The organism is Clostridium senegalense JC122, from assembly GCF_000285575.1.
Taxonomy (GTDB): Bacteria; Bacillota; Clostridia; order Clostridiales; family Clostridiaceae; genus Clostridium_J; species Clostridium_J senegalense.
The window spans coordinates 1,282,050-1,297,511 of record NZ_HE611050.1; the positions used below are offsets into that span (position 1 = coordinate 1,282,050).

At 29.6% G+C, this 15,462-nt stretch carries 10 protein-coding genes; all 10 read right to left on the bottom strand.

The window, feature by feature from the left end:
• Window positions 1–136: 136 nt before the first annotated feature.
• The 10 genes from CSGHG_RS20085 to kal all read right to left on the bottom strand — a co-directional run bounded on the left by CSGHG_RS20085 (window position 137) and on the right by kal (window position 15,389).
• Window positions 137–3,691: a S8 family serine peptidase gene (locus tag CSGHG_RS20085; RefSeq protein WP_010293633.1), complete on the bottom strand. Its 3,555-nt coding sequence runs from the start codon at window positions 3,689–3,691 to the stop codon at window positions 137–139.
• A 1,963-nt stretch (window positions 3,692–5,654) separates the two neighbouring features.
• Window positions 5,655–5,921 (bottom strand): hypothetical protein, encoded by a 267-nt coding sequence (locus CSGHG_RS06660; RefSeq protein ID WP_010293634.1) that lies wholly within the window; start codon window positions 5,919–5,921, stop codon window positions 5,655–5,657.
• A 317-nt stretch (window positions 5,922–6,238) separates the two neighbouring features.
• A complete protein-coding gene (gene kamE / locus CSGHG_RS06665; protein ID WP_010293635.1) occupies window positions 6,239–7,027 on the bottom strand; it encodes a lysine 5,6-aminomutase subunit beta in 789 nt (262 codons plus the stop codon).
• Complete coding sequence (gene kamD, locus CSGHG_RS06670; RefSeq protein ID WP_010293636.1) at window positions 7,027–8,583, bottom strand: lysine 5,6-aminomutase subunit alpha; 1,557 nt, start codon at window positions 8,581–8,583, stop codon at window positions 7,027–7,029. The genes kamE and kamD overlap by 1 nt, the downstream gene beginning before the upstream one ends.
• 123 nt (window positions 8,584–8,706) lie before the next feature.
• Window positions 8,707–10,179: a lysine 5,6-aminomutase reactivase ATPase KamC gene (gene kamC, locus CSGHG_RS06675; RefSeq protein ID WP_010293637.1), complete on the bottom strand. Its 1,473-nt coding sequence runs from the start codon at window positions 10,177–10,179 to the stop codon at window positions 8,707–8,709.
• Between the two features lie 2 nt (window positions 10,180–10,181).
• Window positions 10,182–11,204, bottom strand: coding sequence for a lysine 5,6-aminomutase reactivase subunit KamB (gene kamB / locus CSGHG_RS06680; protein ID WP_010293638.1), 1,023 nt, complete (start codon window positions 11,202–11,204; stop codon window positions 10,182–10,184).
• A 73-nt stretch (window positions 11,205–11,277) separates the two neighbouring features.
• Window positions 11,278–12,567: a lysine 2,3-aminomutase gene (kamA, locus tag CSGHG_RS06685; protein ID WP_010293639.1), complete on the bottom strand. Its 1,290-nt coding sequence runs from the start codon at window positions 12,565–12,567 to the stop codon at window positions 11,278–11,280.
• 146 nt (window positions 12,568–12,713) lie between these two features.
• Window positions 12,714–13,757 (bottom strand): L-erythro-3,5-diaminohexanoate dehydrogenase, encoded by a 1,044-nt coding sequence (gene kdd / locus CSGHG_RS06690; protein WP_010293642.1) that lies wholly within the window; start codon window positions 13,755–13,757, stop codon window positions 12,714–12,716.
• 128 nt (window positions 13,758–13,885) lie between these two features.
• Window positions 13,886–14,713, bottom strand: a complete 828-nt coding sequence (gene kce, locus CSGHG_RS06695; RefSeq protein WP_010293643.1) for a 3-keto-5-aminohexanoate cleavage enzyme — start codon at window positions 14,711–14,713, stop codon at window positions 13,886–13,888.
• 295 nt (window positions 14,714–15,008) lie between these two features.
• The gene (kal, locus tag CSGHG_RS06700; protein ID WP_010293644.1) at window positions 15,009–15,389 is read right to left on the bottom strand and encodes a 3-aminobutyryl-CoA ammonia lyase; all 381 of its coding nucleotides are present in this window, start codon (window positions 15,387–15,389) and stop codon (window positions 15,009–15,011) included.
• Window positions 15,390–15,462: the final 73 nt, after the last annotated feature.

The window sequence follows — 15,462 nt, forward strand, 5'->3', positions numbered from 1 at the left end:
TTTTTAAATGATACTATCACTTCATTTTTTTGTTTCTTCTTTAATTTCATTTTAAATTAAAGAAGAAATTGCACAAGCAATTTCTTCTAAAAATTTTTTTGTTAACAAAAATATAATTATTAGTTAACTTTTTCTTCTACTTCTTTACTTCGTAATTAACCTTGTATTGATTTTCTACAACTACCTTACCATTTGAGTCTTTACATACAATTTTAATTAGATTTTCTCCCTCATTTAATTTAACATCATACTTAAATATTATTCTTTGGGAATTGTCTTTTACTAATTCTACCTTAGCATCATTTATTATTATTTCATTTATGCTTTCATTTACTTTACCAGCTATTTTGTAAGTTTCATTGTCTGATAAAACTTTATTTTCTGCAAAATTCTTATCATCAAAAGTAATTAGATTGTCTCTACCTTCTTCTTTAAGTTCTTGTTTAGGTTCTTCTTTTGATAAATCTATAGAAACTGTTCCACCACCTAAATTGTTAGCATAGTCTAAAATACCTATTGTTATTTCATTTTTACCATTTGGATCTAATCCATTTATAACTTTGCTATACAATCCAGTGTTACTATCATATTCTACTTTAGCATCTGTTGCCTCTTTATTTAATTCGCCATTTATTAAAACTGGGAATTTAGCTCTATCTAAAATTCCTGACTCTTCATCCACTGCCTTAAAGTAAACTTTTACCTTTCCATCCCCAAGATCTTCATATTTTTCAGCACTAAACCAAGGAGATTTAGTATCTACTTTTACTGGAATATCAACTATTTGATCTTTTGCTCCAATATAATCTATCTTCATTTTTACTCTATAAGTGTATTGTCCATTTGCTGCAGTTACAAATCTACCAGTAGAGCTATTAAATACTTTTCCGTCCCAAACTAAATTAGGAATAACTGTTGGAACTTGACCTTGTTCTGTAGCTATTAAATTCTTTCTTAAATTATTAACTTCTCCTAAAGTTCTCACAACTTTTCCATTTGAATCTAAAATATCTACGTTAACAGATTTAGCATTTCTCATTAAATATAATGCTGGATAAATAACATCATTAACCCTGTCACCATTTGGACTTATTGCTATTTTAGATCCATCATATTGGTAAGTCTTATCAGGATTTTGTCCAACAACACCTAAAATATTTATTGAATCTTTACCAAGTCTTCTAACGTTACTTAATGCTAAGTTTTCTACTAAAACTGAAGAGTATTTTCCATCTGCAATTAAAGTATTTACTAATTTATGCTTATCTTTATCCCAAGCATTATTAGTTATCATACTTTCTTTATCCCACTCACCATAGAATCCCATATATGGTATATTTAATGATGGGGATGCTGAATTTTTGGAGTTTAACTTAATATAACCTTCTAAATATTTATCTTTTTCCATACTAGAGCCAATATTTAAAGTAACTTCAACTTTTACGCTTTCTTTTGGAGCAATTGAAATTGTATTTTTATCAAAAGTCAAGTTTGCTTCCTTATCTGAAAGTATAACATCTTTAATCATTTCGCCTGCTTTGTCTTCAGCTCTTTGTGTTAAAACTCCACCTAAGCTTTCTATATTATATTCTGCTTTTTCATTACCGTAGTTTTTAATATCTAAAGTAAAGGTAGCTTTATTTCCTTTTATTTCTTTTAATGCTACAGCTGCTTCGCCATTATTAGTTACCATAACTTTATTTTTTACAGCATCTTCAACTTGTATAAGTCCTGCACCTTGTCTTCTTGGTGAATAAGGTGTTTCGCTCTTATCCATCTTCACTGCTGAAGTATTCATCATTATATTTTTAGCATAGTCTGTAAGCTCTCTTCCCTTTAATTCTGGTGCATATTCTTTTATAGCTTGTAATAACAATGCCATTGAACCAGAAACATGAGGTGCGGACATTGATGTTCCGCTCATAGTTCCATGACTACCTTCATTTAAAGTGGAGAATATTTGTCCACCTGGTGCTGCAACTTGAGGCTTAAATTCTAGACTTGGAGATGGACCCCAAGATGTAAACTCTGAACAATCAGCTGCATTTGGATTTTCTCCAGTAGAAGATGTTATATCACCATTAAAGTATACTTTATCATTTTTGCTAGCATCTAAAATTTTTGTTCCTGTACTATTTCCTACAAATATAGCTGGTATTTTAATATTTGGATCTGTAGCCATATTTATAAGTGACTCATCACCATCTGTATTATAAACAATTACGCCAATAGCACCTTTAGATTGAGCATTTAGTATTTTATCTGTAAAACCTAATTCTCCTCTTTTTATAAGTGCAACCTTACCTCTAACTGAACCTAAATCTGTTTTATTACCTACTCCACCATCTGTTATTTCATAGTCTTTATTATAGATACTTTCAAAATCAACTTGATGATCTTTAAAGCTTCCTTGTGATACAACTTTACCATTTCCATCTTTGAAAGATACTATCTTATTAGCGATGTTTGAATTTTCATAACTTGCTACCATAAATGCATCTTTTGCAAGAGCTGGATCACCAACAGTTATTTGGTCATTTAAAGTTCCTAATCCATAAGGATCAGTTGAATATCCACTATTACCAGCTGAAACTACAACCATAACCCCTGCATCTGTTGCTCTTCTTATTGCATCTTGAACTGGATCTGAATCTTTTCTATATCCAGCTGGAGCACCTAAGCTCATATTTATAACATCTGCGCCTAAAGAAACAGCATCATCTATTGCAGCTAATTGGTCATCAGAATAAGTGTATTGTCCATTAGGTCCATTTGAAAATACTTTCATTGCTAGTAATTGAACTTCTGGTGCAACACCTTTTACTGATTGATTGCTTTCCATTAATTTTTCATCACCATCTGCACCAACAATACCAGCTACGTGAGCACCGTGTGGTGATTTAGCATCTCTTAAATCTACAATTTCATTATTTTTGTCTGCATAATTATATCCAAAAGGAATTTTTTCAGTAAAGTAAGTTGTTGCATTTTTATCAGCTTTTAAAACGCCACTTGCTTTTATTCCTTCTACTTTTTCTTTATTTAACTTTAATTTTGAAGAATCATCAGGGTTTTTAAAATCTTTGTGTTTGTAATCTATTCCTGTGTCTACGATGGCAACTACCATGCCTTCGCCCTTCATACTGTATTTTTTCCAAACATTTTCTATTTGAGTAAGTTTTCTTGCGCTATTCATATCTTCTTTATATCTTTGAACTTCTACTACTTTTTTAACACCAGGAATATTTTCTATAGTTTTTATATCTTTTCTTTTTACTTCTGCACTAAATCCGTTAAATACATTAGTATAGCTATGTCGTATATTGACATCTTCCAAATTAGAAACAGCATCTTTTACTGGTTTTTGGGAATCTTCAACCATAAGCTTTTGGCTTTGTGTAACTTCTCCAGCTCCTTTTAACATTTCTTGTGCAGATTGTCCTTTAACTTCAACGATAACTCTTATAACTTCTTCTTGGTTTTCATTGTTTTTTAATATAGTATCTACTTCTGGTAAATAAGATTCAAAATCTTTTAAAATTTTTTCCTTTGTTTCAACTGATAAAGGCATATTTAAAAGCTTATCTGCTTCTTCTGCCTTTGCCATACTAGGAATTGAACCCATTGTTAAGGATGCTAATAATGCCACTGTTATAACCTTGGATAAATTTTTTCGGAATTTATTGTGCATAAATTCTCTCCCCCTTAGATTTTAAATTTTTAATAAGGCATATTAAAAGAAATAAGAAGTCAAAAATTCCAAGCATATTTGTCACGAGACAAGATGATGAAATTTAGTTACAGTAGGCCCATAACTGAATGTTACGAAAGAAGTATTCATGGCAAATAGGTGAGAATACTAGCTTATTATTTATTTGATTATGCCTAAACATATAAAAATAAAATATTTTTTAAATTTATATGCTATGTACATATAGTAGTTCTAAACTAAAATTTTAAATTATCCATTTACAAAGTTAGAAAATTCAAATTAATATTTTATAAATAACTAATAGATTATTTTAGTTAAAAGTTAAGAGTGAATAGTTAACAGTTATGGTTATTACTACTCACTTCGCTCCTAGTAATTCTCAACGTACCTTTTTATAAATTTGCAAAGCAAATTATATTGATAGATTTTTTTAAATCATTACATGCTCCGAATCACTTAGAATTCAACACTTCATCTTGTATGAAAATATTTTAAAGTTATTGAATAAATTTAAATTTGAGCTTGTTTCCCTATAAATATATCCTAATAATAGTTAAATATTTTTAAGACATGCTGTGAATTTTGGATACAATTTTAGTTGTTTTTATATTTAAAATTAATTATCTAATCTATTAATTATTTATAGATCCAAGTATAGCTCCATAGCAAGTGGAATATATTCATTTGAAAATATCTATAACCATTTAAAAATTTTCCGTTAAGTTTGTGTATAAATATTCTATTTGTTAAATTTACATTAACTTTTTGTTGTGTATTTATTAAATTAGATTTACTAATAATTATGTTGGGATTTTAATATACTTTAAATAATTACAGTAAGCCTTTAAGATGTAATTTTAAAGTAAACTATATGTGCTTTGAAAATATTGATGTGATATACTTTTTAGCAAAACAAATTTCTAAAAATATATTTAAATATGTCTTTAATTATTTTTTATACCTCTCAACATAGCATAAACTCTTTAATTTCATGTTATATTTTTATTATACTTCGATACTTTTTCTTTGCAATATTGTTTCTTATGATTTATTTAGATTTTTATTTTTTTATTTTGTTACTATTACTTTTTCGACATTTTTATACTAAATTTTATTTTTCCCTTTATTTGATACATTTTTACATTTCATTTTGTATCTTATTCAATTGCAACACTATATAAATGCGTTTTTGTTTTAAATTAATAATATTATTTTTGTGTATTTATTCGTTAATGACTTATATTTAAACAAAATAATTTCCAAATTAATTTTATTATTAATACTTAATTACCAGTTTTTTTAGTTAGAATCCAATATCTTATACCATGTTATGACTTTGAAAATACTGTTTTAAAATTTTCAGTATTTATCTATAAAATGCCTGAACAACAAATATTTTTAAGTAAAAGACTTTAATGGTTATGAGTTATGGTTATTACTAGCAAATTTTAATCAAGCAATCACTCAAAGTTCTACTTCCATTACAAGAGGGACTTTTTCAGTTAAGAGTTAACAATTAATAGTTGTGGCTATTACTACTCGCTTCGTTCCTAGTAATACTAAACGTACTTTTTATAAATTTACAAGGCAAATTATATTTATAGACTTAAAAGAAAGTTGTTGCCACTTTCATCCTGAATTCTTAATTTCTAATTCTTAATCCTTAATTTTTTTATTTTATTTTCACAATAAAATAAGCAAAGAACCAGTACCTCTATATTAGTTATAGTGAAATTTTAAAATAAGCAATTACTACTAGTGTTGGCTCCATCACAAATGGGACAGGCACGATAAACTTATTTTCTTCGCTAACACTTTATACTCTCCTAAAATTATATTTTTTAACTAATAACTCAAAGCCAGTCCCAAACATGTACACAGCAAAGCTGTTTTATTTCAAGGAAATTGGAATCCAAATTCATCCTAAACTATTAACTTTTAACTATCTAAACCCCAGTTTAAACCAACATTGTCCATTGTCAATTTCTTTTAAACTCTCTACCTCAACTAGCCAAGCAATCCCCCAAGTTTCCACCTCCATCACAAGAGGGACAGACGCGTAATTGGCTACTTTCCTATTCTTTTGGATATATACTTTTGTTGATTTTAGTTTTTCTCCAATGATACTCGAAGTCGGTCCCAAACCTCTACGCAGCAAAGCTACTATTTTAGGACCGGCTTTGATTGCTTTAGATTTTATTGATAACATTATGATTTCACTTTAAAAATTACTCATGGAAAATATACTTAGATACGCCTGTCCTTCTTGTTACGGCTGCGAACCTTGAATATAGCTTTTGTTTGTTTAATATCATAAACTTAGAATTTAATCCCTATATTTCAAAGAAACTGATACTTCAGTTTCCTCCATAATTGTCAAATGTAAATTGTCCTTTGTCAATTATATAATTTGTTACGGCTGTAAACTTTGAACTTAACTTTAATTAACTTTATACCTCAACCTTAGACCTTACTTCATTAAAAATAAAAAAAGAGCTATCCTAAAGATAACTCTTTTCATATATTTTATTGTAAGCCTCTTGCCACTATTTCTGTAACAGCAAATGATGCAACATCATCAGCATATTTTCCTGGTCCAAATCCAGCATCATAACCAAGTTCTTTAGCTAACTCGTGAGTTATTCTTGGTCCACCACAAATTAATATAACTTTATCTCTTATTCCTTCAGCTTCTAAAAGCTCTACAAGATTTGTTAAGTTTTGTATGTGAACATCTTTTTGAGTTACTGTTTGAGAAACTAATAGAACGTCAGCTTTAAGTTCTATAGCTTTTTTAATAAATTCTTCGTTTTCAACTTGGCTTCCTAAGTTGTAAGCATCTATCATGTCATATCTTTCAAGACCATAGTGTCCTGCAAAACCTTTCATGTTCATGATAGCATCTATACCAACAGTATGAGCATCTGTTCCTGTACTTGCACCTATAATTACAACTTCTCTTTTTATGTGTTCTTTTATATACTCGCCAACTTCTTTCATGTCCATTGTATCAACTTCTACAGTTTGTACATGAATTTCTTCATAGTTTACAGTATGAATTAATGATCCATAAACAACATAAAAAGTAAATTCTTTATCTAATGCTTCATGATGAGCTACGTTAGGATCTTTAAGTCCCATAGCTTTAGCTAATTGTATTGCAGCTTCAACACCTTTTTCATTATCCTCAACTGGAAGGGTAAAACTTGTTTGTACTTTTCCGTCATTCATTGTATCGCCATAAGGTTTAAGTTTAGTCAAATCAAGAGTTTTATCAAAATCTTTATTTTCTGTTGAATATAATCCACCACTCATTATTTGTCCCCTCCTAACATTAATTCTATAAATGGGTTGAAGTAACCTTCTTCTCTTTCTACAACACCTTGAAGTCCTTTTCCACCATTGAATGGTCTTCTGATTCCTGCAAATTTACCTTGTTCTATAGTAGTAAATAGACCTTCTTTTTCTATTTCACTTAATAAATCAGCAGCTTTTCCTAGAACTTCTTCTACTCTTCTGTCCATTATTCCATCTTTTTTAAATGTAACTTCGCTTCCTAAATCTTTCATTGTATTAAAGATATATTTAGCATTTTCTATTGAAATAGCTCTATCGCTCATAAATGGAGTGTGTATAGCTTCTGTTAACATTCCAAGAAGATGTAATTTTTGTCCTGTCATTATTGTAACCATGTTAAATAATGCATCTTGAACTTGTCCTTTAAATATATCTCCAGTCATAAACTTAGTTGGAGGCATATATTTTAATGGAGCTTTTGGGAATATTTCTCTTGCCATTTGAGCTTGTGCTAGCTCATATAAGAATCCATTTTCAACGCATGGATTAATTTCAAAAGCATGTCCAAGTCCCATTTGTTCTTCTGGTAATCCTGCGAATAAAGCAAATTGTTCATTTATAAATTGAGAAGCTAAAACAGTATGTGCTTCTTCTACTGCATCTGCTGTTGTTAAGTAGTTATCTTCTCCAGTATTTATTATAACTCCCGCATAACCATTTATTATTCTTGAGAAATATTGATCTACTAGAGTTCTTTGCATGTTTATATCTCTAAATAGTATTCCATAAAGCGCATCATTAAGCATTACATCTAGTCTTTCTAATGCTCCCATAGCTGCGATTTCTGGCATACAAAGTCCTGAGCAGTAGTTACAAACTCTTATGTATCTGCCTAATTCTTCTCCAACTTCATCTAAAGCTTCTCTCATAAGTCTAAAGTTTTCTTGAGTAGCAAAAGTACCACCGAAACCTTCAGTTGTTACTCCATATGGTACATAGTCTAAAAGACTTTGACCTGTAGTTCTTATAACAGCTATTATGTCTGCACCTTGTTTTGCAGCCGCTTTAGCTTGTATTATGTCTTCATATATGTTTCCTGTTGCAACTATAACATATAAATATGGACCTGTTTTATCACCAAATTCTTTTAAATAATCTTCTCTTTTTCCTCTGTTAGCTTTTATTTTAGTTACTGTTTCTTTAGCAATTTTAGATATAGCCATCTTTATTTCAAAATCATCATGCATAGGTAATTTTGTTAAATCTAATTCACCTTTTGAAACTTTTTCTGCTATTTCTTGTGGAGAAAGTCCAGTCTCTACCATAGCATTACCAATAAATTTAGATGCTCCAACACCTAAACCATTTCCATTTTTTATATTCTCTACAACTATATTTGGTAGTGGAACACCAAATTCGTCTACATTATCAATTCCAAGTAATCTACAAATTGTTCTTTCAACTGCAACAGTTGTATGTCTATCTATAAACTCTTGAGTATCTTTAGCAATATTTTTTGCTGATTCTCTAGCTTTGTTTACAAGTTCCCAATTTAAATTTAATTTGCTTTCCATTGCCATACCCCCTATAAAAAATAATAATAATTAAAATTAAGAATTAAGAATTGAGAATCTTATTAGACAAGAGACAAATGAAACAAAATAAAATTTCATTCCCAATTCTTAATTATTTCTAGCTTATGCCTTTTGTTCTTCATAAAATTCTTTTGCTATATCAACAATCTCATTATCAAGACCTAATAACATAGCTATGTTTAAAGCATCTTTAGGAACTTTATCTTCCTTTGATACCTTTTCTAATCTATATTCCATATGCTGTTGTATAGTCTCTACTGATTTTGTCTTATTTAAATCTATCTTATATTTTAGACTTTCAAAATCCATATTTTTAAGTCCTATAACCTGGTAATGTTCCATGTTTTCTTCAACAATTCCATCATAATGAGTTGATATTAAACTAATAGTTGAAAAGTTATTTAAATATAAAGCTAATGATTTTACAAGATAAAAACCTTCTTTTGGATTTGTTCCTCTAGCAAATTCATCTAATGCTACAAATCCATCTCCTCTTTTTACACATTCAACAACTTCTTTTAACTTTATAATCTCTGCTCCAAAAGTACTAAGACCTTTAGATATAGATTGCATATCATCAGATATGAAATGTATAAAGTCTAAAATTGGGAAGGTAGCCTCTTTTGCAAATACGAAGAATCCCATTTGTCCTAAAAACAAGTTTAAAACTATAGTTTTTAAAGTTACACTTTTTCCTCCCATATTTGCCCCAGTTATTACTGTTGTGCCGCTTTTTATAGTAATTGTTTGATTGGTAAATTTCTTTCCTTTTTTATTTAAAACACTTTTTACTTCTGGATTAAAAGCCTCTACAAGTTCAATATTCATATGGTCTATAATATTAGGCCTTATAGCATTATAATCAATTGCCATTTTAGCTTTTGCTATTTTAAAATCAAGGATTCCTATACATTTTATGTTATATAATATGTTCTCTCCAAACTCTTTCAAGGATTTTGTAAGAGCTTGTCTTATTCTTAGTTCCTCATTTTCCTCTTCAATTACAAGTTTTAGTCTTTCTTCTTTTAAAGTACATACTGTATCTTCATCATCTGTTGAAAATATCTTCTTTTCTATATTTGATTTTTTTCTTCTAACTTCTTTTAAATCATTGGAATAATCGTCATATATATAAAAAGTAGGTATATTCTTATCTTCTGGGTCTAAAATCTTTATAACTTCTTTAAGAGAAATAAAGTTTATGGATTCAATTTGTAAGTTTAAATCTTCTATAATTATTTTTAGTTCTTCTATAATCATGGAAAAATATTTTATTTCGTATAATTCTACTTCATCTAAAGTTTCTTCCTTTAGCATTCTTTTTATGGAATTCTTTATATCTTTTACTTTTCTTAAAAGTCTTTGTACTTCATTAAATTTATCTTTATTGTCATTTATAGCCTTTATAAGCTTATCTAAATCATCAAGTTCAACAATTAAATTAGCTCTTTCGTCTTTTTTATATGGTTTTAATTTCTTTTTTTCTTCTAAACCATAAAATGTTATAGTTTGTAATTGTTCCATAAGAAAATCAAAACCAATTTGTTTTTTCTGTTCATTATCTAAAAACTTCATTACTATACTCCTCCAATTACATCAAAAACAGGTATATCAAGTTCTTCTTTTAAAGCATCAACAAATTTCTGCTTATCAAACTCATATCCATATGGAGACTTTGGATTTGTTGTAACACACAAAACCTTTATAGGACTTAAAACCTTTATAACTCCTCCTTGTTTTGTAAATTTGTATAAATTATCTTTTGATAAAAATAACTTAGTTCCATCTTCACAAAGGAAAGTTATATTTTTATAAAAATTAGTAGATTTCATAATTCCTTCTATAACGCTATCTGTTAAAACACCTCTTATAAGGACATATGCTACGTTCTCATCTAAAAGTGATGATACTTCTTTTGCTGCTTCTAAAGAAGTTTTTATATTTAGAGATTTAAAAGTTAAATCTTTAAATATAATTCCAACCCTTTTATCTTCAAACTCTTCATTGCATATCTTTAATATATCTTCATTTGTTTCATGGGGTAAACTTAGAAGATTTACAGTATGCGAAGTTTCCTCAACAACTTTTCTCATGCTTCTTGAAAGTGCTGCTCCGGTGGATAAAATAGTAGCTTTTGTTATCGTGGGAGATGCAAAAGTCTTTCTACTTAAAGCACCATCAACAATCACTAAGTCGCATCCAAAGTTTAAAAGTTCATTTTTTATATCTGCCATATAAGAGTTTACAGAAGGACCTCCTAAATCAACATATCCATCACTTAAGGCCCTACATATAACAATCTCACCCATTGGAGTGTGTATATTAGTAGTTTTTAATATTTCTCTAGTTATATCGCTATTGAATAAACATTCTTTAGCTGTAGCTATAATCGTATCCTTTTCAACATAAATTCTTGGTTTTTCAGTTGCTGTAACTCTATCTAGTTCTTCTCCATCACGGCCAATTGAAGTTAATCCAAGAGTATACTTACCTCTGGTATCTTCTAAAATTTTATTTAATGTAGTGGTTTTTCCTACATTTTTGTTCATGCCAATGATAGATAAACTTTCATAGCCCTTTATTAAATCTAAAATATTCACTAAACTCTCTAATTAAGTTAAATTTTAGAGAAAAGAGAGAATACTCTCTCTTCTCTTTTAATTAACTTTAATATTAGTTTGTTTTACATGAAGCAACTTCACCACAGCTACATTCGCTTCCAGCATGTCTTTTATTTCTTTCAAGACCTACTGGTTCCATAGCCATTGCTTCTCCATTTAATAATCCAGCAACTCCAACCTTATGAGTTTCTTTTTCGCCTCTGCAAGCTTCGCAGTGACAGTCAGATGTATAATCTGAAGGTTGAGTATAAGTAGTTATAACACCTTCAAAGTTTCTTAATATAACTTTTTCTGGACTTTGAGAAATAACGTAGTTTGGCATAACTGGTGTTTTTCCACCACCACCTGGAGCGTCAACAACAAATGTTGGAACACAGTATCCAGAAGTATGTCCTCTTAAAGCTTCCATTATTTCTATTCCTTTAGAAACTGGTGTTCTAAAGTGTTCTAATCCCATTGATAAGTCACATTGATAAATGTAGTATGGTCTAACTCTTATTTTTACTAACTCATTAACTAATTTCTTCATAACATGAGCACAGTCATTAACACCTCTTAGTAAAACACTTTGGTTTCCTAGTGGTACTCCTGCATCTGCAAGCATAGCACAAGCTCTTGCTGAATCCTCAGTTATTTCGTTTGGATGGTTAAAGTGTGTATTTAACCATACTGGATGATATTTTTTAAGCATAGAAACAAGCTCTGGAGTAATTCTTTGTGGAAGAACTACAGGTGTTCTTGAGCCTAATCTTACTATTTCTACGTGTGGAATTTCTCTTAATTTACTTATGATATACTCTAAAGTTTTATCATCAACTAATAAACAGTCTCCACCAGATAATAATACGTCTCTAACTTGAGGTGTATTTCTGATATATTCTATTGCTTTATCAATTCTTGCCATTGGCATAGCATCATCACTTTGTCCAGCAAATCTTCTTCTTGTACAGTGTCTGCAATACATTGAACACATATCAGTTATTAATAATAAAACTCTGTCTGGATATCTATGAGTAAGTCCAGGAACTGGTGAGTCTGTATCTTCATGTAATGGATCTTCAAGATCTGCACAAGATTTATTAAGTTCTAAAGCTGTTGGTATAGCTTGTTTTCTTATTGGATCATGTGGATCGTTAGGATCTATTAATGATAGATAGTAAGGAGTTATAGCCATTCTTAAAGTTTTTAAACATTGTCTAGCTCCTTCTTCTTCTTCTGCAGTTAAAGGTATGTATTTTTTTAATTCTTCAACTGTTTCTATTCTGTTTTTAACTTGCCATCTCCAGTCATTCCATTGCTCGTCAGTAACATCTTTAAATAATTCATATCTTCTATTTACCATGATTATTTTCCCCCATTTTTAAAATATTCTTTCTATGCTTTTAAAAAATATTATTTTGACAACCCTGTTTTTACAATGTTTTTATTATTTTATAATTGAAACGAAAAATTCCCCTATATTATAAAAATAAATCTTCAATTATTTAACTAAGCGTATAGTTCTGTGAACATTTTTCTTAAGTTCTCATTTTCTCTTATTTCTTGAAGAGTTATTTCTGCATGTCCTATAGTATAGCCGTTACCAACCATCATAGTTACGTCTTTACCTACACCTTCAGCTCCTAAAGCTGCTTTTGCAAATCCTGTTGCCATTGAGAAGAAGTAAACTGTTCCTCCATCTCTAACAGGTAATATTGTTGACATTTCTGTATTTTGTACATTTACACAGTTAAATGAAACATCAACTTCTTTTCCATTGTTATGAGCTAAAGCTTTTTCCATAACTTCAACTGGTTTAGTTGCATCTCCTATAACTATTTCTAATGTTGGTCCAAAGTCTAATTTTTTAAGTCTTGCAGCTTCATTTTCATCTCTAACTAATGCAATAACTTTTCCTGTTGGTCCAACTCTTTTAACTGCTTCATAACAGCAAAGCATTCCTGATTTACCAGCTCCACCTAGTATTACTACTGATTCACATGGTTTAACAAGTTTTGCAACTTGTGCTGGTGCTCCAGCTACATCTAGTGCAGCTAATGCTAATGTTTCTTCCATATCTTCTGGAAGTTTTGCATATATTCCACTTTCAAATAATACAGCTTTTCCTTTTATTTGAACTCTGTCTATTTCTGGTTTAATGTCTATTATTTCTTCTATTTTTAATGGAGTTAATGATAAAGATACTAGTGTTGCTATCTTATCTCCAACTTTTAAATCTATTTTTCCGTCTAATTCTTTTCCTATTTTTTCTATAGTTCCTATTAACATTCCGCCTGATCCAGTTACTGGATTTTGCATTTTTCCTCTTTCAGCAACTATTTCTAATATTTTAGCTTTTATTTTTTCAATATCGTGTCCTGCTTCTTCTTCTATTTGTGTAAAACTAGCAGAATCAATATTTAAAGCTTGTACATCTATTAATATCTCGTTATCATAGATGTTCATATCATTGCTTATTTTTAATGCTGGTTGTGGTAATACACCTTTTGGTTCTATAACTCTATGTGTTCCGTATTTGCAACCTTTATTCATAATTATCCCCTTTCAAAATCACGTTTTTCAACACGTTTTTTCTATCCGTTTTTTATAATATTTCTCTATATAATTAAATTCCCCAAAATAACTATATTAAATTAAATCTAACCCTAAATTTCACCTTATTAACTTAATGGTTTAAGGTTTAATAACTCTCTAGCTTCAGCTGGTGTTGCTATTTCTCTGCCTAATTCTTTTGCTATTTTAGCTACCTTTTCAACTAATTGAGCATTAGATTCTGCTGGCACACCTTTTGATATATATACATTATCTTCAAATCCAACTCTTACATGTCCTCCAGCAAGTATTGACATTGCAGCTAATGTAAATTCATTTCTGCCTATTCCTGAAACTGTGTAAGTGCTTCCTGCTGGTATACTATCTTTCATGAATAAGAAGTCTCTCATGTCTGCACTTATACCACCATTTACACCCATTACAAAGTTAAAGTGCATAGGTTTCTTAATAAATCCCTTTTTTTCTAATCTTATTGCCATATCGATCATACCTTTATCAAAAACCTCTATTTCAGGCTTTACATCAAAAGCGATCATTTTTTCTCCAAATTCTTTTATTGTATTTTCTGTATTAACAAAAATTTCGTCTCCACCAAAATTACAAGTACCACAATCAAGTGTTGCCATTTCTGGTTTCAATTCAACTGGTTGAAGTCTTTCTGCATTAGACATTCCAACCGCTCCACCTGTTGATGGTTGAATTATAACATCTTTACATCTTTTTCTTATTTCATCAATACAAGCTTTAAATCTTTCCTTACATTGAGTTGGTTTACCGTCGTCTTCTCTAACGTGTAAGTGAATTACACTTGCACCTGCTTTATATGCTTTATATGCTTCTTCACCTATTTCTTCAACAGTATAAGGAACATTTGGATTATTTTCCTTTGTTACTTCTGCTCCACATATAGCAGCTGTAATAATTAACTTATCCATATTTTTCCCCTCTTTTCAAAACACATTAATAATTTAATTTGGCGTCTGTATACACATACAAATAAATTATTGTTATTTTTTTAACAAGTTTTTTATAACTAAACGTTATCATAAGTATGTTTAAAATTTTACTTTATCCAATTAGTCTTTAGAACTTCCCTGTAATAAAGATTTTTTCCATAATCTATTGATATTTTTAACCCTTTTAAACGTTCTTATTGAAATATTAATATATTAAACAATTTACTAAATCTTTTTATATAAAACTTTCATTCTATTTCTTATTTATTATTTCCTATTTTCTTTTTTTGTCTTTTGGTACTACACAAGTTCCGCTAGCTTTACAAACAACTATTGGTTCTTCTAATACGTCACAAGCTGAATCGTTTATATCTGGTCTTGGAACTATAACTTTTCTAGCTTCAAAAACCATTTTTCTTGAACTATTTCCTACTTTAACGATTTCACCTACAGCTTCTATATAATCCCCTGCATAAACTGGTGCTAAAAATTCTACGCTATCATAAGCTTTAAATAATCCTTCATCACCATCATTGATAATTAATAATTCTGTTGCTACGTCTCCGAATAATTGTAACATACGAGCACCGTCAACTAAGTTTCCGCCGTAATGTGCATCATGAGCACTCATTCTCATTCTAATAATAGATTTCATATGTAATCCACCCCCATATAATAATTGAAATACAATGTTTTGTATAAAATAATTTTATACAAAATAAAAAAGC